We start from the raw sequence: 17,900 nt of genomic DNA, 5'->3' as shown, positions 1-17,900 counted from the left end.
TGACCTTCCAGTCGCTGGAAGGTTGATAAGCATATCCAAGCGCCCCTCCGGGCGCCGGAGATAGTCATGGATATCAAGCACGAACACGATCACCATCACAGCCACGCCGATGGCGATAATCATTGCCATTGCGGCCATGAACAGGAGAAGGCTGAAAGCGCCATGATCCGTGATCCTGTCTGCGGCATGACGGTCGATCCGCAAGCCGGCAAGCCCTCGCTCGATTATAACGGCCGCACCTATCATTTCTGCTCGGAGGGCTGCCGGACGAAGTTTGCGGCGGCACCTGAGGATTACCTCACCGCGAAGGACCCCGTCTGCGGCATGACCGTCGATCGCTCGACGGCGAAACAATTCCTGAAGCACGAAGGCGAGAAATACTATTTCTGCTCGGCCGCCTGCCAAGCGAAGTTCGAAGCTGACCCCGCAGCCTATCGCGACGGTAAACGCCCGGCGGCAAAACCGGCGCCCAAGGGTACGCTTTATACCTGCCCGATGCATCCTGAAGTCATCAACGATCGTCCGGGCGACTGCCCGAAATGCGGCATGGCGCTGGAGCCGACGGGCATTCCGCCTGATGACGAAGGCCCGAACCCGGAACTCGTCGATTTCGTCAGGCGGCTCTGGGCCAGCGCCATTCTCGCTATACCGCTGCTGGCGCTGAGCATGGGGCCGATGCTCGGCCTGCCGCTCCGGGAAGCGATCGGCGAGCCGCAGGCGACGTTCATCGAATTGCTGCTGGCAACGCCGGTGGTGCTCTGGGCGGCCCTGCCCTTCTTCCGCCGCGCTTGGGCGTCGCTTGCCAACCGCAGCCCGAATATGTGGACGCTGATCGGTCTCGGCGTCGGCACCGCCTATCTCTACAGCGTCGTCGCCACGCTTGCACCCGGCATCTTCCCGATGAGCTTCCATGGCCATGGCGCGGCCGTGCCCGTCTATTTCGAGGCGGCGGCCGTCATCGTCGCGCTCGTCTTCGTCGGCCAGGTGCTGGAATTGAAAGCGCGCGAACGCACCGGCTCGGCAATTCGCGCTTTGCTCGACCTTGCGCCGAAGACGGCGCGGCGCATCGATGCCGAGGGTAGCGAGAGCGACGTGCCGGTGGACGATCTCCAGACCGGTGACCGGCTGCGCGTGCGCCCCGGCGAGCGGGTGCCGGTGGACGGCTCTATCCTCGAAGGCCAGTCGACCGTCGACGAATCGATGATCACTGGTGAGCCCCTGCCCCTGGAAAAGTCGAAGGGCGACCCGCTGACCGGCGGCACGATCAACAGGAACGGCACCTTCGTCATGGCGGCCGAGAAAGTCGGCGCCGACATGGTGCTGTCGCGCATCGTCGACATGGTCGCCAAGGCGCAACGTTCGCGGGCGCCGATCCAGGGTGCGGTCGACCGGGTGTCGGCCGTCTTCGTGCCGGCGGTGATCGCCGCCGCCATCCTTGCCTTCCTCGTCTGGGCCGCGATCGGGCCGGAGCCGCGCATGGCGAATGCGCTGCTTGCCGCCGTCGCCGTTCTCATCATCGCCTGCCCCTGTGCGCTCGGCCTTGCGACGCCGATGTCGATCATGATCGCGACCGGGCGCGGCGCGCAGGAAGGCGTGCTGATCAAGGGCGCCCAAGCGCTGGAGCGTTTTTCCAAGGTCGACACGCTGATCGTCGACAAGACCGGAACGCTGACTGAAGGCCAGCCGAAGCTTACCGATATCGTCGCCTTCGGCGGAGTCGAGGAAAACAGGCTGCTGTCGCTGGCGGCAAGCCTGGAGCGCGGCTCGGAACATCCGCTGGCCGAAGCGATCGTTTCCGGTGCCGAGGAGCGCGGCGTCCCCTTCGTCGAGGTCACCGGATTCGAGGCAAAGACCGGCAAGGGCGTTCAGGGCCTTGCCGGCGGCACGTCGGTGGCGCTTGGCAATGCGGCGATGCTCGCCGATCTCAGCATTGATCCGGCGGTACTTGCCGAGAAGACCGAAGCCCTGCGCGGCGACGGCAAGACGGTGATGTTCGTGGTGTTCGACGGCGCGCTTGCCGGTCTTGTCGCCGTTGCCGACAGGATCAAGCCGACGACAGCAGCCGCCATCAAGGCGCTGCACCAAAGCGGTCTGAAGATCATCATGGCGACGGGCGACAACGAGCGCACGGCGCGTGCGGTGGCAAAGAGCCTCGGCATCGACGAGGTTCGCGCCGATCTGCTTCCGGAAGGCAAGAAGGCGCTGATCGACGAGTTGCGTGCCGAAGGCGCCATCATCGCCATGGCCGGTGACGGCGTCAACGACGCGCCGGCGCTTGCCGCCGCCGATGTCGGCATTGCCATGGGTGCTGGCGCCGACGTCGCGATGGAAAGCGCCGGCATCACATTGGTGAAGGGCGATCTCACCGGCATCGTCAGGGCGCGACGGCTGGCGGAGGCGACGATGCAAAACATCCGCCAGAATCTCGGCTTCGCCTTCGGCTATAATGCGCTCGGCGTGCCGATCGCGGCCGGCATACTCTATCCGATCTTCGGGCTGCTGCTGTCGCCGATGATCGCAGCGGCAGCAATGAGCCTGTCGTCCGTCTCGGTCATTGCCAATGCGCTGAGACTGCGCTTTGCAAAATTATAGGAGATGGCGATGAATATCGGCGAAGCATCGGAACGGTCCGGCCTGCCTTCCAAGACCATCCGCTACTACGAGGATATCGGTCTCATCCGCCCCGAAAGGGGCGGAAACGGCTATCGCGACTATGCCGCAACCGACATCCACAAACTGCGCTTCCTGCAGCGCTCGCGCGGCCTCGGCTTTTCGGTCGAGGAATGCCGACAATTGCTGGCGCTCTACGAGGACAAGGATCGGGCGAGCGCCGACGTCAAGGATATTGCCGAGACCAAGCTTGCCGAGATCGACCGCAAGATCCGCGAACTGACGGAACTGCGCCGGACGCTGGAGCATCTCGTGCATGCCTGTCACGGCAACGACAGGCCGGACTGTCCGATCCTCGAAGAGCTTTCGGACGGCGGCTGACCATTTCAGGCGACCTGCATCAGGAAAGCTGGGGCATGTTCTGGTTGGCTGCCTGCGCGGGTTGAGCCCGCTCGTCGGGCTCCTCGTCTTCGCCGTCGTCCAGCACGCCGTCATCCAGCCGATGCTTGATCGCCAGCGCATAGATCACGTCGAGAATATTGCGGTCCCTGAGATGAGGATCCATCAGGGCGAGAAGCGAGGCCCGGACGATCTTCTTGCTGGTGGCCTTCGGACAACGCGCCTTGACGAAATCATAGAGCGCCTCATCCGTCAGCCCTTCCATGGCGCCGTCCACGAGAGCTTCGTAGACTCGCTTCTTTTCCTTCATTCTTGATTTTCCCCTGCAAATCAGCGGCGTCATGATCTGTCATGTAATTGTCATAAACAATCGCGGATTTGAGGCACCTGTCCGCTTGAGAAGACTATTTTGATGATGATCCGGCGACGGTCTTCGGTCCGTATGATTTTTTTACGTCCGCCGGGAATAAAACCCGCCGCACTTGCGTATACTCAATCATGGAACGCAGAGAACGCCCCTTCGACGTCATCGGACAGCTTGCAGCGCTGAGGCGCTACGCTCGCTCGCTGGTGCGCAATTCGGACGAGGCGGAGGATCTGGTGCATGATGCGCTGGTGCGCGCCTTCGAGAAGCGAAAGAGCTTCCGCAGCGGCGGCAACCTGCGCACTTGGCTGCTCTCCATCCTGCACAATGCCCATATCGATCGTCTTCGCCGGAACCGGTCGCTGACGCGCCGCCACGATGAGGCGGCTGTCGAAGCCGAGCAGTCACTGCCGGCCGGCCAGGAACATGCCGTGCGCCTGCAGCAGGTGCGAGATGCCTTCTTCGACCTGCCGGAGGAACAGCGCGAGGCGCTGCATCTCGTTGCGATCGAAGACCTTTCCTACCAGGAAGCCGCCCAGGCGCTCGGCATTCCTGTGGGGACGCTGATGTCGCGTATCTCCCGCGCCCGCGCTCAACTGCGCGAATTCGAGGAGAAGACCCCGCGAGTTTCGCATCTGAGAATCATCGGAGGGAACGGCAATGAAAGCAATTGATCCGATCCTCGATGCCGATCTCGACGCCTATGTGGATGGCGAGCTCGATGTCGCCCGTCGCATCCAGGTGGAATCCTATCTTTCCGAGCATCCGGCGATTGCCGCCAAGGTCATGGCCGACCTCAGCGTCAAGGGCGAACTGCGTCTGGCGCTGGCCGGCGAAAGTGCCTTTGGCCGCCCCGAGACCCGCGATGCCGCCCGCCGGCTGGAACGTGGCCTTTCCTATGGCCGCATCTTCCATTCCATGCAGCGCATTGCCGCCGTCGGCATTCTGATCGCGGCCGGCTGGGTGGCGCATAATTCCTTCGGCGCCTTCTCGGCGACTGAGGTGGTGGCATCGGTTCCGGCACCCGCCTATGTCGAGGATGCCGTTCGCGCCTATCAGACCGCGGCCCTGCGCCAATCGATGCCTCCGCAGACGCCGGCCACCTATAGCGCCGACGATATTCGCGCCGCCACCGCGATCGTGATGCCCGAGCTGCCTAGGGATTGGAAGGTCGCCGACGTGCAGATCTTTCCGTCCGAATTCGGCCCCAGCGTCGAGATGGCGATCGAACAAGCAGATGGAAAGCGACTGTCGCTTTTCGCCGTCCGTCCGGGCGCCTTCGAGGTCAAGCCGGTCAGTCATCTCACGCTGGAAAAAGCAGAAGCCGCCTATTGGCAGATCGGCGAGGTCGCTTATGCGCTGATCGCCGACGATAGCGGTCTCAATCTCGACCAGGCGGCTGAACGGCTCGCCCGCTCGCTCTATTAATTCAAACCGAGGAGATCAGCATGAACCCGATCAATCCCCGCTACGGTGCCGTCGCCGGCTCCCAGGCCCTCTTCGACGAAGGGCTGCGCCAGCATATGCTGCGCGTCTACAACTATATGGCTCTCGGCCTTGTCATCACAGGCCTCGTCGCCTTTGTCGTCGGCTCGACGCCGGCACTCTATGTCCCGATCTTCGGCTCGCCGTTGAAGTGGGTGGTGATGCTTGCTCCGCTCGCCTTCGTCTTCTTCTTCTCGTTCAAGATCCAGACGATGTCGGCCAGCACCGCACAGATCACCTTCTGGGCCTTCTGCGCCGTGATGGGCCTGTCGCTCGCTTCCGTCTTCCTGGTCTTCACCGGAGCGAGCATCGCGCGGACCTTCTTCATCACCGCCACAATGTTCGGCGCCACCAGCCTCTACGGCTATGCGACGAAGCGTGATCTCTCGCGCATGGGCTCGTTCCTGATGATGGGCCTCTTCGGCGTCATCATCGCCTCGGTCGTCAACATCTTCCTGGGTTCGAGCGCGCTGCAGTTTGCGATCTCGGTGATCGGCATCGTCGTCTTCGTCGGCCTCACTGCCTACGATACGCAGAACATCAAGGAACAGTATTCGGAAAACTTTGATCAGGAATCGAACCAGAAGCTTGCCGTCTTCGGTGCGCTCTCGCTCTACCTGAACTTCGTCAACATCTTCCAGCTTCTGCTCAACTTTACGGGCGAGCGGGAATAGGACTGCGCTTCTGGGGGCAATGGAAGCGCAAGAGCGCCTGGTCTGCAGTCTGTGACAGGATGGCCGACTGGGTGCTCACCTAAAGGAAACGGCCGGGCCAACGCCCGGCCGTTTTCGTTTTCAAAGCCCATCGCGTCAAATCGGAATCATGCGACGCGCTTTAAGTTTTTGTTCTATGCATGTCGCCCAAAACCGCTGCACACTTTTGGGCGACATGCATTAGATTATGCCCCAGGCGCGATAGCGGCCGCGGCCGGTGATTTCACGAATGCCGATGTCGTTGACGAGGTTCAGCGCGCCGCGCGGCGTGATGCGCAGATGACGGGCGATCATCGCCGCCGAGACCATTGGCCGCGACAGGATGAAATCGGCAAGCTCCGGCAGGCTGCTGTTCGAACGGCGGCCGCGAAAGCGCAGCTCCATCTGCGTGCGCGCCAAGGTCAAGCGGTCGATTTCCTTGAGGCCGGCCACAGCACCCAGATGCATCGCCTCCAGAAAGGCTTGCAGCCGCGTGGCCCGATCGCGCGCCCGACGACGCTCATGGCGCACCAGCTTCAGCCCGCCGTAAAAAGAAAACAGATGCGAGGCGACCTTGTCGCGGGCGCGTAGATGGCTTGCGACCAGAAGACCGCCGAGCCAGTGCTGACGCCGCAATGGCTCGATCCTTTCCCAGGCTTCGAAGAGGATGATGGCGCCGAGAACCGGCGGCAAGCTATCGGCCAATGGCTGGACGCTTCGCCACTCCGCAAGCCGCTGTTCTTCGTCCCACTCGTCGTCACCGAGCAAACCGAGAGGATCTTCGTTGCGCCTTGCCGGAGTAACGGCGGCCGTCTCGCTTGCCGGCGTTTTCCCTGTATGGATATCGAGCAGCTTCTGCGAGCGGGCAAGCAGCGCATCGATCTCCGCCATCTCGGCAGCGAGCGGCCCGTCCTCATCCTCGCCCTCTCCGTCGGTCTCGAGCGGAACTGCGCCGCTCTTGGCGTCCTGCGCCTTCCCCTCCCCTTCCCCGCCGGTCGCAGTCAGCGTCGCAAGGCCCGAGACGCCGAGTGCCCAGGAGGGATCGCCGGTCCAGATGCGCCGACGTGCCCGCAGCACGGCATGGGCGATCGTCAGTTCGTGGGTGGGAGCGCGGCTATCCATATGCGCATCATGCAAAACGAGATCCTCGACATGCACGAGTTCGCCGGCCACCCAGAGCGCGCCGGCAGCGTCGAAAAAATGGCTGCGTTCGGCAAATCCCTCGCCGACCGGCGAGCGCAACACCCGTTCGTCCAGTCGCGCCACCGCATCCTCCGCAGCGGTAAGGGAGGAAAGCAGGGTTTGAAGCATCGTACCGTCGATATCGTAGCGCATTGTTAAGCTTTACGGTTTTTCACAAATGGAAGCAAAACGCGGGTTTCCTTCCGCCATCTATGACATGGTTAACAGCGTATTTCAACAAAACTGCGGAAAAGGAAGCCGTTAAGCTGGCAGATCGACCGGCCGCATATCCTTCTAACCGTCGCAGCTGGCGCGAAACTTTTTCATAGCGGCTCATCCGGTTTTCCTCGCTATCGGACCATTTGCCCGCATCAGCGCCATCAGCATCGGTCCGAGCGAGAATTCGCCGCGCTCCGCCCGCCGCGTCAGATCACGCAGGTAGCCGCCGGCCGAGTTGATATGTCCGCCCCTTTCCAGGATGCAGGCGATCACAGTGGCGGCGTTTTCCGGCCCCATGACATCGCAAGCCAGCTGATAGGCGCTGGGGCTGACGCCAAGAGTAGAACGGACGATGACGGCCGCGGCCATCAGATCGCGCCAGCTGCCAATGCTGCCGCCCGGGCCGTAAGCGATGATCTCCGGGCAGGCCTGCAACACCATGGCAAGGGGGAAGGATTTCGGCGGCTCCCGCCACGGCTGCGGTTCTTCCTCCGGCTTTGCGCCCTGCTTCGGGTCGAAGCTTGGTTCAAGTTCAGGATTAGGGTTTGGGTTTGAATTATGTATGTGCCGACCGTTTTGGTTATCATTGCCGTCTGTTTTTTCTGTTTTCGACTTCGATTTCAGCGTCTTGACGATTAATTCCCGGAAAGCTTCGAGATCAGCCAGCAGGCTTTCCATCTCGGCAACTGAGGGGCGGCGCGGCAGGCTTGTGGAAAGCAGATTGAAATGCTTCTGCATCTCGATCCATTCGCCGGCAATTTCCTCTTCCAGCGCGATCTCGATGAGCTTGGTGATGTCACGCCGGCAAAGTGTCAGCCGCTCCCTCAGGCGCTTCCATTCGAGTTTGGCGGCCATCACCTGAGCTGCCTGCGCCTCGATCTCACGAGCGCGCACCAGGAGTGGCGCCAAGCTGAAGCCATAGGCCTCACCAAGCCCGCCCTCGCCGTTGCGACGGGCAAAACGTTTCCCGTTCGGACTATCCCGCCGGATGATCAGGCCGGCTTCCACCAGCATCGCCAGGTTCCGCCGCAACGTCGTGCCGGCCATGCCGTGCGTGCGAAGCGACAGCTGCTCGTTCGACGGAAAGACGACGAAGCCGTTGGCCTCGGCAATCTCGTTCTTCGGGTAGAAGGTCAACAGCGCGTTGAGAACAGCCAGGGCACGGTCCGTTACGCCGACCATGTCCTTTGCTTCGCAGAGCGCACGAAAAATCTTCCACTTGTCGACCGAAGCGTCCGGATCGATCTTGCTGGTGCTTTCCTGACTTGCCAGCATGCCACGCGTCATCGATCGCCGCCCAAAGGGCGTCGATATATATTGAGGCTCCATGTCCCTCACCTTTTTTCAAGGCAAAAGAAACCTACCACCCAAAAGGATGCCGAAGACGCTTGACAGTGATTCGAGGAAGTGCGATTCTCAGATTGTCCAGATATGAGAAAGGCTTCCGCGGCGGCAACGTTCGGAGGCTTTTTTCTTTTGCGGTCTACTCTCCTGCTTGCAATTTGCCGGCCCGATAGGCTTCGTAAAGCTCATCGAGACGGCGTGAAATATAAGCGCCGAAATCCGGCGCTTCGCCGGTCTTCAACGCGATCGTGAAGGAATTGCCGGCGCTCTTGATTCGGCCGGCAATCTTGCCGCCGCTCTTCGGCTTCCAGTCATATTCCGTGGTTTCCGGCTTCGCCTCTTTCTTGGCGAGCTCGGCAACCAAAAGCTCGAAACGGCGGTCGCTCTCTTCCGCCATGAAACTTCCCGAGGCAATGAGCTTGGCAAGCCGCGCGGCTGTCATCCCATTCCAGTCCTGGGCAAGCGCCATCCACCTGCGTCGCCCGATGCCGGGTGCGGCTCCGACCGACCTGACGATCTCGGCGGGAATGGCTTTTGCGACGGATATCAGCTTCGATAGCTCCGTCTTATCCGTCGACAGCGCTTTCATGATGACCGGACGCTCAAAACCCTTGAGCTCGAGATTGAGGGCAAAGACTGCGCGCTCGATATAAGAAAGGTTCCGACGCGCCGAATTCTCAATGCCCTGCGCGATGACGACATCGGTATCGTCGAGCTTGCGGACGATCGCCTGCACCTTGAGCCCAAGCAGCTTGACCGCCTGCAGCCGGCGATGGCCGTAGGCGATCTGGTAGCGGTCCTCATCATTGGGATGGCGGCGAACGAGGATCGGCACTTCCTGGCCGCTCTCGGCAATCGACTGCACCAGCTCGTCTTCCATATCGAGCGGCTGGTCGGCAAGGCGGTCGCGGACGAAGGAGGAATCGATCAGATCAGGATCGAGTTCGACGATGCGTTCACCGGAGAGCAAGGCCTCCTGCATCGCCCTGCTCTCTTCCTCCATGCGGCCAAGGGTCAGCGCCATCGTCCGAACCGGCCCGGCCGATCCGCGCGAAGATGGCTCCTCGTAGTTGGCCGCGGCCAACTCCTGCGCCGTATCGTCGAAAAGACCTTTCAGACGATCGCGTCTGCTCATGCTCGACCCCAGGCTTTGTGAATACCGGCGAGAACCTCGCTGTTGGCGGCATTGACCGATTCCAACGCCCGGTCATAGGTCGAGCGGCGCACCTGCCCCTTCTCGATCTCGTAGAGCGTCTGCTTGGTCAGACCGACATCGGCGATCGCCGTCGATTTGAGAATGGTCGCCGTCAACACGTCATCACTGAAGAGGCTGCGCAGCAGCGCAACGATCTGCGACTGCGGCGCATCGAAAGGTTCGTGACGAGTGACGACATATTTGATGAAATCGTGCTGCAGGTCGCCGCCGGCCTTGCGCACGACGGAAAGCAGATCCGAAGTCATCAGCAGGAACTGCGACATGGAAGCGACATCAACCATCTGCGGATGGATGGTGATGAGCAGCGATGTCGCGGCGCAGACGGCGCCAAGCGTCAGATAGCCAAGCTGCGGCGGGCAGTCGATCACCACGATGTCGTAATCCGCCTCGACCTCGGCAATGGCGATGCCAACGCGACGGAAGAACAGCTCGCCAGGTCGCTGCCGGTCGTTCAGTGCCCGTGGCGTCTCATGCTCGAACTCCATCAGTTCGAGATTGCCCGGCACCAGATCCAAACCGTCAAAATAGGTCTTGCGAACGATCTCCTTCAGCGGCTTGCGGCCCGCATCGTAACGGATTGCGCCATAGAGCGTGTCGCCCTCGGAAAGATCGAATTCGGGCTGAACGCCGAGCATGGAAGAGAGCGAAGCCTGCGGATCGAGATCGATCGCAAGCACCCGGTAACCCGCCAGCGCCAGATACTGCGCCAGATAGAGCGTCGTCGTTGTTTTGGCCGAGCCGCCCTTGAAATTGGTGACGGCGACCGTCTGCAGCTTTTCGCCAGGGCGACGCCACGGCTGATAGGAAAGCGCGTCTTTCGGCTTGAGCTTCGCCATATACTGGCGCAATTCGTTAATCTGGCCGAGCGTGTAGGAACGCCGGCCATTCTGGGCAAGATCCGGCTGCGGTCCCTTGCCATCCAGTGAAAGCTGGCGAAGATAGCCGTCCGAGACTCCGATCATCTGGGCGGCCTCGCCGGAGGAGAATGTTCGTAGCGTCTTTTGCGAGAGCGGCGGAAACAGCTTGTCGCGGAGGAGCTTCAGTTGCCGCGAAAGCTGGTTCGCATGCCGCTCGATCCGTACATCTGTCGTCGATACGCTAATGTTGTCCAAAACACCCAATCCTTTTCGATGCGCTTTTCTGTCAACATAGCGTCAAAAAGCGTATCGAAAGTGACACGATTCGGGATTTGCAGCAACAACAGGGCTCCGGTGCCACCCACAGGCCCGGTTGGCCGCGGCCAACTCCCTGTTCTGCCCTTGCGGCGAGCTGGCTTTTTCGGCAAGACCGCCAGGACTCAACGGGGGAGTATCCGCTTGAAGCATATCCATATCATCGGCATCGGCACGGGCAACCCGGAGCACCTGACCATACAGGCGATCAACGCGATGAACGCGGCCGACGTGGTCTTCCTGCCGGTCAAGGGCACCGGCAAGGAAGAGCTCGCCGAAATCCGGCGGGATATCTGCGAACGCTATACCACACGGCCGGCCGGCAGGATTTCAGAGTTCGCGGTGCCGCAAAGGCAGACGGCAGACAAGACCTATGTGCAGAGCGTCGACGCCTGGCATGGCGAGATTGCCCGCATCTATGGAGAACTGATCTCCGGTCTCCCGGATGATGGCAGCGGCGCCTTTCTGGTCTGGGGCGATCCCAGTCTCTACGACAGCACGATCCGCATCATCGAACGCGTCCGCCGGGAAGGCCGCCTGGATTTCGATTACAGCGTCATTCCCGGCATCACCAGCATCCAGGCGCTGGCGGCCAGCCACAGGATCCCGGTCAACCTCGTCGGCAAACCGATCGAGATCACGACAGGGCGCAGGCTGGCGCAGGGCGGACTTCTGGCCGACAGCACCGTCGTCATGCTTGACGGCGAACAGGCTTTTGCCAAGATCGATGATCCCGACGCCGAGATCTTCTGGGGCGCCTATCTCGGTACCAAGGACGAGATCGTCAGATCAGGGCGACTTGGCGACATCGCCACCGACATTCTGACGCTCAGGGCCGAGGCCAGGCAGCGGCACGGCTGGATCATGGACATCTATCTCCTGCGCAAGGGACGGGATTTCGACGAATAGCCAGTCCGAAACCTTCCAGCATGCTTTGCCGGCCCGGCTGCGATCATGTAAGAAGTGGCCAGAGGATCGAGGATGAGCATTAGGGCCGCAAAGGCGAGCGACAGGACGGGCGAGGCGGATCTTCACGGTCGCCCGGCGGCGAAGATGCGTAGGCGCGGCGCCTGCCCCGCCCTTGCCGCACCCATGCAGACCGGCGATGGTTTGCTGGTACGGCTGCGGCCGGTCGGCGGCGCGTTGACGCTGTCGCAGTTCGCAAACCTTGCCCGCTCCGCCGCAGCACATGGAAATGGCATTCTCGAAATCACCGCCCGCGGCAATCTGCAGATCCGCGGTCTTCGGGCTGAGACCGTCGGACAGGTCGCTGCCGATATCGATGCCGCCGGAATCACCGTGCCGGACGGGCCGGTGATCGAGACATCGCCGCTGCACGGCATCGACCCGGAAGAGATAAGCGATCCGGCCGCAATGGAAATGGCCTTGCGCAGCACGCTCCGCGATCAGCTTGCCTCACCGCAGCTCGCGCCGAAGCTCTCGCTCGTCGTCGACGGTGGCGGATCCTTCGGCTTGTCAGCACTGTCCGCCGATATTCGTGTCGTCGCGCAATCCCACACAGATTGGCTTGTCGCGATCAATGGCGACGGTGAAACTGCAATGCCGATCGCGATCGGTCCTCCGGAGGCGGCGATATCGACCGTCGGCGAAATTCTGAGCCTGTTGGCGATCCTCGGGCAGGGCAGGCGGGCGAGAGGTATCGATCCAGCGCTTCTGCGGGCGCGTTTTCCCGCGATGGATGGCATTCAGCTCAATCCGTCCCGCGCAGCAGGGATGCCGCTTGCCGGCTCACACCGGCTCGCCGACGGCAAAATCATACTCGGCGTCAGGCCGGAATTCGGGCAGATGAGAGCGTCAGATCTGATCGCTTTGCTTGACCTGGCCAAGGCCCGCGGCGCAACAGCCATCCGACTTGCGCCCGGTCGCGGTTTCTTCCTCATCGGGCTTTCCGCCGATACAGTGCCGGCTATGCAGGTGGCCGCCGGCGGACATGGCTTCAGCACCCAGCCCGGCGAGAATACCGAGTATATTGCCGCCTGTGCCGGCGCCGGCGCCTGCGGCTCCGCTTTCTACGAGACGCGAACTCTGGCGCGCCGCCTCATTGCCGCGACACCTGCCCTTTTCGACGGTTCGCTGACGCTGCATCTATCCGGCTGCGCCAAGGGCTGCGCTCATGCCCGGCCGGCGTTGACCCTGACGGGCTCGGCGGAAGGTTATGGCCTCATCCTCAATGGGCTTGCTGCGGATCAGCCGGACGAACGGATCGCTGGCGGTCGGATCGATTTCGCTATAGAGAGGCTCGCCCGGTCCATCGAAGACAACAAAGACGCTGGCGAATCGACCGCCGCCTGCCTTACACGGCTTGGCGCAACCGGCGTTTCGAAGGCGCTGCGACAGGAATAGGAATGCCAGACTACGATTATATCCGCAGCGGCGATGCGATCTACGAGCGTTCCTTTGCCATTATCCGTGCCGAGGCCGATCTTTCGCGCTTCACCGACGATCAAGCCGAAATCGCCGTGCGCATGATCCATGCCTGCGGGCTGGTCGAGGCGGCGGAGCATTTCCTTTTTTCCGCCGATTTCGTCAGCGCGGCGCGCGACGCGCTGAAGGGCGGGGCGCCGATCTTCTGCGACGCGGAAATGGTATCTCAGGGCGTCACCCGGGCGCGGCTGCCGGCGCTGAACGAGGTGATCTGCACGCTGCGCGATCCCGCGACACCGGAGCTTGCGCGCGAGACCGGCAATACGCGCTCGGCCGCCGCCATGCATCTCTGGCTCGATCGGCTCGGCGGCAGCGTTGTCGCGATCGGCAATGCACCGACCGCCCTCTTCCATCTGCTCGAACTCCTGCGCGACGGCGCCCCGAAACCCGCGGCGATCCTCGGCATGCCCGTGGGCTTCGTCGGCGCCGCCGAATCCAAGGATACGCTGGCGGATAATTCCTACGGCGTACCCTTTGCCATCGTCCGCGGCCGGCTCGGCGGCAGCGCCATGACGGCAGCCGCCATCAATGCATTGGCGAGGCCAGGCCTATGACCAGAAGCAGCCGTCTCATCGGCGTCGGCACGGGTCCCGGCGACCCGGAGCTCCTGACCCTCAAGGCCGTCCGCGCCATCGAAGGCGCTGATGTGATCGCCTATTTCGCCAAGCAGGGCAGGGGCGGCAACGGCAAAGCGATCGTCGAACCGCTGCTGAAATCCGGGGTGACGCTGCTGCCGCTCTTTTATCCGGTAACGACCGAAATCGATAAGAACGACGAACGCTATCAGAGGCTGATCACCCAATTCTACGACCAGTCTGCCAAAGCTGTTGCCGGGCATCTCGATGCCGGGCTGACTGTCGCCGTTCTCAGCGAAGGTGATCCGCTCTTCTACGGCTCCTATATGCACCTGCATGTCAGGCTTTCCAAACGCTACCCGACGGAAGTGATCCCAGGCATCAGCGCCATGTCGGGCTGCTGGTCGCTGGCGGGCATGCCGATCGTCCAGGGCGACGACGTGCTTACCGTACTGCCCGGTACGATGACCGAGATCGAGCTGACGCGCCGCCTTGCCGATACGCAAGCCGCCGTCATCATGAAGGTCGGCCGTAATCTGCCGAAGATCCGCCGGGCACTGGCGGCCGCCGGCCGGCTTGCGGACGCCGTCTATGTCGAGCGCGGCACCATGGCGAATGCGGCGATGGAAAAGCTTGCCGACAGGACCGACGGCGATGCACCGTATTTTTCGATCGTGCTGGTGCCGGGCTGGGAGGGCAGCCGATGAGCGGCAGGCTTTTCGTGATCGGCACCGGTCCCGGCAACCCCGAGCAGATGACGCCGGAAGCTTTGGCCGCTGTCGATGCGGCGACGGATTTCTTCGGCTACGGACCTTATCTCGACAGGCTGCAGCTCCGCCACGATCAGCTGCGGCATGCTTCGGACAATCGCGAGGAGCTCGACAGGGCAGGGGCAGCACTCGCCATGGCAGCCGACGGCGCCAAGGTCTGCGTCGTCTCCGGCGGCGACCCCGGCGTCTTCGCCATGGCCGCCGCGGTCTGCGAAGCGATCGAGAACGGGCCGGCCGCATGGCGCGCGGTCGATCTCATCATCCTGCCCGGCATCACGGCGATGCTGGCCGTGGCGGCAAGAGCAGGCGCTCCGCTTGGCCACGACTTCTGCGCCATATCGCTGTCTGACAATCTAAAGCCTTGGAATATAATAGAAACCCGGCTTGTATTGGCGGCAAAGGCAGGTTTTGTCATCGCGCTCTACAATCCGATCAGCCGGGCGCGGCCCTGGCAGCTCGGCGAAGCCTTCCAGCTGTTGCGCGACCATCTGCCTGCAGCAACGCCGGTTATTTTCGGGCGGGCGGCCGGGCGGCCCGACGAACGTATCGCCGTCCAGCAGCTGTCGCAGGCAGATGCGTCGATTGCCGATATGGCGACCTGCATCATCATCGGCTCCGCCGAGACACGCATCGTCACGCGGCCAGGCCGGCTGGACCTCGTCTATACGCCGCGTTTCATGGCGGGAGGGAATAGGTGATTGATCGCCGCCAGCGCCGCCTCGACAGTGTCGACCGCCTTGACGATCGAGGCCGGCGCGCGCGTCACCATCATCACCTCGATGCCGAGCAGGCGGGCTGCCTCGATCTTCGCATAGGTGGCGGCACCGCCGCTATTCTTGGCGACGATGACGTCGATGTCGTGCTGCCTCAGAAGATCGCATTCACCGTCCAGCGTGAACGGACCACGCTCGAGGATGTACTCGACATTATCAAGCACAAGCGGCGGTTCGACGGGATCGACGCTGCGAACGAGGTAGTGATGCTGCGGCGCGGCTTCCGCATGATGCGCGCCCTGCCGGCCCGTCGCCAGGAAGACATGGCGGGGGGAGGGGCCGAGCGCTTCGATGGCAGCCGGAATGCTCCGCACGTCCCGCCAGCGATCGCCGGCCATGCGATGCCATTCGGGACGGCGCAGAGCGATGGCGGCGATGGCGGTGGTCTCAGCCGCAAAAGCGGCATTGGCCGAAATGCGCTCGGCGAAGGCGTGCGTGGCGTCGATCAACAGGTCATATCCGCCGGCCTTCAGGAAATCGGCAAGTGCGGCAGCGCCGCCGAAACCGCCGATGCGAACCGGAACCGGCTGCGTGGCCGGTTTTTCGGTGCGGCCGGCAAGCGACAACAAAACATCGCAATCATCCCGCGCCGCGAGCGCCTCGGCCAGCAGCCGCGCCTCGCTGGTGCCGCCGAGGATCAAGATGCGGGGTCTTCCCATGTCTGATGTCGCTCCTGCGTCGGGCCAGCGCTGGCTGACTATTATCGGCATCGGCGAAGATGGTCCAGAAGGGCTGGGCGAGGAGGCGAGGAGGCTGATCGCGACCGCACCTGCCGTCTTCGGCGGCGCGCGACATCATGCACTTGCTGCCTCGCTGATCACAGGCGAAAAGCTTTCCTGGCAGAGCCCGTTCGAGCGCTCGGTCGAAGCCGTCCTTGAAAGGCGCGGCACGCCGGTTGTCGTGCTCGCCTCCGGCGATCCGTTTCTCTACGGCGTCGGCGCAACGCTCTCCCGCCATGTGGCGGCGGAAGAGATGCGCACCATCCCCGCACCCTCGGCCTTCAGCCTTGCCGCGTCCCGCCTTGGCTGGCCGCTGCAGGACGTCGCGACGATTTCGCTGCATGGAAGGCCGATCGATCTGATCCGGCCGCATCTGCACCCCGGGTGGCGCATCATCGCGCTGACCTCGGACGAGAAGGGACCCGGCGAACTGGCTGCCCTGCTGGCTGCTGCTGGCTTCGGTCAGTCGCAGCTTACCGTGCTCGAGGCGCTTGGCGGCGCTCGGGAACGGCAAAGAAGTGCTGTGGCGACGGATTTCGACCTCCTTGACATCAATCCCTTGAATGTTTGCGCAGTCGATGTTGCGGCAGGGGAGGGAGCTCGCATTCTGCCTTTTGCCGCCGGGCTCGAGGATGAGCTGTTCGAACATGATGGGCAGATCACCAAGCGTGAAATCCGGGCGATGACGCTTTCGGCGCTTGGCCCCCGTCATGGCGAACTGCTCTGGGATATCGGCGCGGGCTCGGGATCGATCGGCATCGAATGGATGCTGGCCGATCCGTCGCTGAAGGCGATCGCCGTCGAGCAGTCGCCGGAGCGGGCCGCACGTGTCGCCCGCAACGCGTCCGCTTTCGGCGTGCCGCATCTCGCCGTCGTCGAAGGTGCAGCGCCTGATGCGCTGAAGGGCCTGCCGCAACCGGATGTGATCTTCCTCGGCGGTGGCGGCAGTGAGCAGGGTGTTATCGACACTGCGATTGCCGCGCTGAAGCGGGGAGGGCGGCTCGTTGCCAACGCCGTGACGCTGGAAATGGAGGCGGTGCTGCTCGCCGAACATGCCAAACGCGGCGGCTTCCTCACGCGGATCGAAATATCGCGCGCCCAGCCTATTGGCGGCATGAGCGGCTGGCGGCCGGCCATGCCGGTGACGCAGTGGCGCTGGACAAAAGGATGACGAGATGACGGTGCATTTCATCGGCGCGGGGCCAGGTGCTGCGGATCTGATCACGGTGCGTGGGCGCGATCTCATCGCCCGGTGCCCGGTCTGCCTTTATGCCGGCTCGATCGTCTCGCCCGAACTGCTGCAATATTGTCCGCCGGACGCACGCATCATCGATACGGCGCCGATGTCGCTCGATGAGATCGAGGCAGAATATCTTCGCGCTGCTGCGGCCGGCCAGGATGTCGCCCGCCTGCATTCCGGCGATCTCTCGGTCTGGAGTGCGGTGGCCGAACAGGTGCGCCGGCTTCAAAAGCACGGCATCGACTATACGATGACACCTGGTGTTCCGGCCTTTGCCGCCGCAGCCGCAGCCCTCGGGCGCGAGCTGACCATCCCGGCCGTGGCGCAAAGCCTGGTGCTGACCCGCGTTTCCGGCCGCGCGTCACCGATGCCCAACGACGAGACACTGGCGAAGTTCGGCACGACGGGCGCCACGCTAGCGATCCATCTGGCAATCCACGCACTGAAACAAGTGGTGGAGGAATTGACGCCGCTTTACGGCGTCGACTGCTCTGTCGCAATCGTCGTCAAGGCCTCCTGGCCGGACGAACGCATCCTGCGCGGCACGCTTGCCGATATCGAAGCAAAGGTTGCGGCCGAACCCATCGAACGCACGGCGATCATCTTCGTCGGCCCCTCGCTGGCAGTGGAGGATTTCCGCGAAAGCTCGCTCTACGATCCGGCCTATCAGCGCCGGTTCAGAGGCAGGGAATAGC

The 17,900-nt window shown here is 62.8% G+C and carries 18 protein-coding genes; 12 read left to right on the top strand and 6 right to left on the bottom strand.

Annotated elements, in window-relative coordinates:
- Positions 1–66: 66 nt before the first annotated feature.
- Positions 67–2,592, top strand: a complete 2,526-nt coding sequence (locus tag B5P46_RS14835; RefSeq protein WP_129419316.1) for a heavy metal translocating P-type ATPase — start codon at positions 67–69, stop codon at positions 2,590–2,592.
- Positions 2,593–2,601: 9 nt separating this feature from the next.
- The gene (cueR, locus tag B5P46_RS14830; protein WP_025397678.1) at positions 2,602–2,991 is read left to right on the top strand and encodes a Cu(I)-responsive transcriptional regulator; all 390 of its coding nucleotides are present in this window, start codon (positions 2,602–2,604) and stop codon (positions 2,989–2,991) included.
- Positions 2,992–3,010: 19 nt separating this feature from the next.
- Here the strand turns inward: cueR and B5P46_RS14825 are convergent, their stop codons facing one another.
- A complete protein-coding gene (locus tag B5P46_RS14825; RefSeq protein WP_027687673.1) occupies positions 3,011–3,319 on the bottom strand; it encodes a hypothetical protein in 309 nt (102 codons plus the stop codon).
- Positions 3,320–3,507: 188 nt separating this feature from the next.
- Between B5P46_RS14825 and B5P46_RS14820 the strand changes: the two genes are divergently transcribed.
- Genes B5P46_RS14820 through B5P46_RS14810 form a run of 3 tightly spaced genes read left to right on the top strand, consistent with a single transcriptional unit; the run spans position 3,508 to position 5,532 of the window.
- Positions 3,508–4,047, top strand: coding sequence for a sigma-70 family RNA polymerase sigma factor (locus B5P46_RS14820; protein WP_064655082.1), 540 nt, complete (start codon positions 3,508–3,510; stop codon positions 4,045–4,047).
- The gene (locus B5P46_RS14815) at positions 4,034–4,801 is read left to right on the top strand and encodes an anti-sigma factor family protein (RefSeq protein ID WP_129419315.1); all 768 of its coding nucleotides are present in this window, start codon (positions 4,034–4,036) and stop codon (positions 4,799–4,801) included. Before B5P46_RS14820 ends, B5P46_RS14815 begins: the two co-directional genes overlap by 14 nt.
- Before the next feature lie 20 nt (positions 4,802–4,821).
- Entirely contained in the window at positions 4,822–5,532 is a 711-nt protein-coding gene (locus tag B5P46_RS14810; RefSeq protein ID WP_033183818.1) for a Bax inhibitor-1/YccA family protein, read from the top strand.
- A 219-nt stretch (positions 5,533–5,751) separates the two neighbouring features.
- Here B5P46_RS14810 and B5P46_RS14805 read toward each other — a convergent pair whose 3' ends face one another.
- From B5P46_RS14805 to repA, 4 genes are all read right to left on the bottom strand, one after another.
- Complete coding sequence (locus B5P46_RS14805; RefSeq protein WP_129419314.1) at positions 5,752–6,885, bottom strand: RHE_PE00001 family protein; 1,134 nt, start codon at positions 6,883–6,885, stop codon at positions 5,752–5,754.
- 180 nt (positions 6,886–7,065) lie between these two features.
- Positions 7,066–8,280, bottom strand: a complete 1,215-nt coding sequence (repC, locus tag B5P46_RS14800; protein ID WP_129419313.1) for a plasmid replication protein RepC — start codon at positions 8,278–8,280, stop codon at positions 7,066–7,068.
- 154 nt (positions 8,281–8,434) lie between these two features.
- Entirely contained in the window at positions 8,435–9,430 is a 996-nt protein-coding gene (gene repB, locus B5P46_RS14795; protein ID WP_129419312.1) for a plasmid partitioning protein RepB, read from the bottom strand.
- Positions 9,427–10,623, bottom strand: a complete 1,197-nt coding sequence (gene repA, locus B5P46_RS14790) for a plasmid partitioning protein RepA (protein ID WP_072641956.1) — start codon at positions 10,621–10,623, stop codon at positions 9,427–9,429. The genes repB and repA overlap by 4 nt, the downstream gene beginning before the upstream one ends.
- Before the next feature lie 204 nt (positions 10,624–10,827).
- On the opposite strand from repA, the gene cobF reads away from it, so the two are divergent.
- From cobF to B5P46_RS14765, 5 genes are all read left to right on the top strand, one after another.
- On the top strand, positions 10,828–11,592 hold the full coding sequence (cobF, locus tag B5P46_RS14785; protein WP_129419311.1) for a precorrin-6A synthase (deacetylating): 765 nt from the start codon (positions 10,828–10,830) through the stop codon (positions 11,590–11,592).
- A gap of 72 nt (positions 11,593–11,664) precedes the next feature.
- Positions 11,665–13,047, top strand: coding sequence for a precorrin-3B synthase (cobG, locus tag B5P46_RS14780; protein WP_129419310.1), 1,383 nt, complete (start codon positions 11,665–11,667; stop codon positions 13,045–13,047).
- 2 nt (positions 13,048–13,049) lie between these two features.
- The gene (locus tag B5P46_RS14775) at positions 13,050–13,682 is read left to right on the top strand and encodes a precorrin-8X methylmutase (RefSeq protein ID WP_129419309.1); all 633 of its coding nucleotides are present in this window, start codon (positions 13,050–13,052) and stop codon (positions 13,680–13,682) included.
- Positions 13,679–14,410: a precorrin-2 C(20)-methyltransferase gene (locus B5P46_RS14770; protein ID WP_129419308.1), complete on the top strand. Its 732-nt coding sequence runs from the start codon at positions 13,679–13,681 to the stop codon at positions 14,408–14,410. Before B5P46_RS14775 ends, B5P46_RS14770 begins: the two co-directional genes overlap by 4 nt.
- Positions 14,407–15,171 carry a precorrin-3B C(17)-methyltransferase gene (locus B5P46_RS14765; RefSeq protein ID WP_129419307.1) on the top strand — a complete coding sequence of 255 codons (765 nt, stop codon included), beginning with the start codon at positions 14,407–14,409 and terminating at the stop codon, positions 15,169–15,171. Before B5P46_RS14770 ends, B5P46_RS14765 begins: the two co-directional genes overlap by 4 nt.
- Here B5P46_RS14765 and B5P46_RS14760 read toward each other — a convergent pair.
- Positions 15,135–15,905, bottom strand: coding sequence for a cobalt-precorrin-6A reductase (locus B5P46_RS14760; RefSeq protein ID WP_129419306.1), 771 nt, complete (start codon positions 15,903–15,905; stop codon positions 15,135–15,137). The two genes, B5P46_RS14765 and B5P46_RS14760, sit on opposite strands and share 37 nt — an antisense overlap.
- On the opposite strand from B5P46_RS14760, the gene cbiE reads away from it, so the two are divergent.
- Positions 15,904–17,136 (top strand): precorrin-6y C5,15-methyltransferase (decarboxylating) subunit CbiE, encoded by a 1,233-nt coding sequence (cbiE, locus tag B5P46_RS14755; RefSeq protein WP_129419305.1) that lies wholly within the window; start codon positions 15,904–15,906, stop codon positions 17,134–17,136. The genes B5P46_RS14760 and cbiE overlap by 2 nt on opposite strands.
- 4 nt (positions 17,137–17,140) lie before the next feature.
- Positions 17,141–17,899 (top strand): precorrin-4 C(11)-methyltransferase, encoded by a 759-nt coding sequence (cobM, locus tag B5P46_RS14750; protein WP_129419304.1) that lies wholly within the window; start codon positions 17,141–17,143, stop codon positions 17,897–17,899.
- Position 17,900 lies beyond the last annotated feature (1 nt).

This window comes from Rhizobium leguminosarum (assembly GCF_004123835.1).
GTDB classification, from domain to species: Bacteria; Pseudomonadota; Alphaproteobacteria; order Rhizobiales; family Rhizobiaceae; genus Rhizobium; species Rhizobium leguminosarum_M.
The sequence above is the reverse complement of the archived record's forward strand: the minus strand, read 5'-3'. Positions and strand labels throughout refer to the sequence as shown.

Bases quoted from the DNA above. Each gene is read 5' to 3' on its own strand.
- cbiE (WP_129419305.1), top strand. From the start codon at position 15,904: ATGTCTGATGTCGCTCCTGCGTCGGGCCAGCGCTGGCTGACTATTATC.
- cueR (WP_025397678.1), top strand. From the start codon at position 2,602: ATGAATATCGGCGAAGCATCGGAACGGTCCGGCCTGCCTTCCAAGACC.
- B5P46_RS14825 (WP_027687673.1), bottom strand. From the start codon at position 3,319: ATGAAGGAAAAGAAGCGAGTCTACGAAGCTCTCGTGGACGGCGCCATG.
- B5P46_RS14835 (WP_129419316.1), top strand. From the start codon at position 67: ATGGATATCAAGCACGAACACGATCACCATCACAGCCACGCCGATGGC.
- B5P46_RS14815 (WP_129419315.1), top strand. From the start codon at position 4,034: ATGAAAGCAATTGATCCGATCCTCGATGCCGATCTCGACGCCTATGTG.
- repB (WP_129419312.1), bottom strand. From the start codon at position 9,430: ATGAGCAGACGCGATCGTCTGAAAGGTCTTTTCGACGATACGGCGCAG.
- B5P46_RS14765 (WP_129419307.1), top strand. From the start codon at position 14,407: ATGAGCGGCAGGCTTTTCGTGATCGGCACCGGTCCCGGCAACCCCGAG.
- cobM (WP_129419304.1), top strand. From the start codon at position 17,141: ATGACGGTGCATTTCATCGGCGCGGGGCCAGGTGCTGCGGATCTGATC.
- B5P46_RS14805 (WP_129419314.1), bottom strand. From the start codon at position 6,885: ATGCGCTACGATATCGACGGTACGATGCTTCAAACCCTGCTTTCCTCC.
- B5P46_RS14770 (WP_129419308.1), top strand. From the start codon at position 13,679: ATGACCAGAAGCAGCCGTCTCATCGGCGTCGGCACGGGTCCCGGCGAC.
- repC (WP_129419313.1), bottom strand. From the start codon at position 8,280: ATGGAGCCTCAATATATATCGACGCCCTTTGGGCGGCGATCGATGACG.
- B5P46_RS14775 (WP_129419309.1), top strand. From the start codon at position 13,050: ATGCCAGACTACGATTATATCCGCAGCGGCGATGCGATCTACGAGCGT.
- B5P46_RS14760 (WP_129419306.1), bottom strand. From the start codon at position 15,905: ATGGGAAGACCCCGCATCTTGATCCTCGGCGGCACCAGCGAGGCGCGG.
- cobG (WP_129419310.1), top strand. From the start codon at position 11,665: ATGAGCATTAGGGCCGCAAAGGCGAGCGACAGGACGGGCGAGGCGGAT.
- B5P46_RS14810 (WP_033183818.1), top strand. From the start codon at position 4,822: ATGAACCCGATCAATCCCCGCTACGGTGCCGTCGCCGGCTCCCAGGCC.
- B5P46_RS14820 (WP_064655082.1), top strand. From the start codon at position 3,508: ATGGAACGCAGAGAACGCCCCTTCGACGTCATCGGACAGCTTGCAGCG.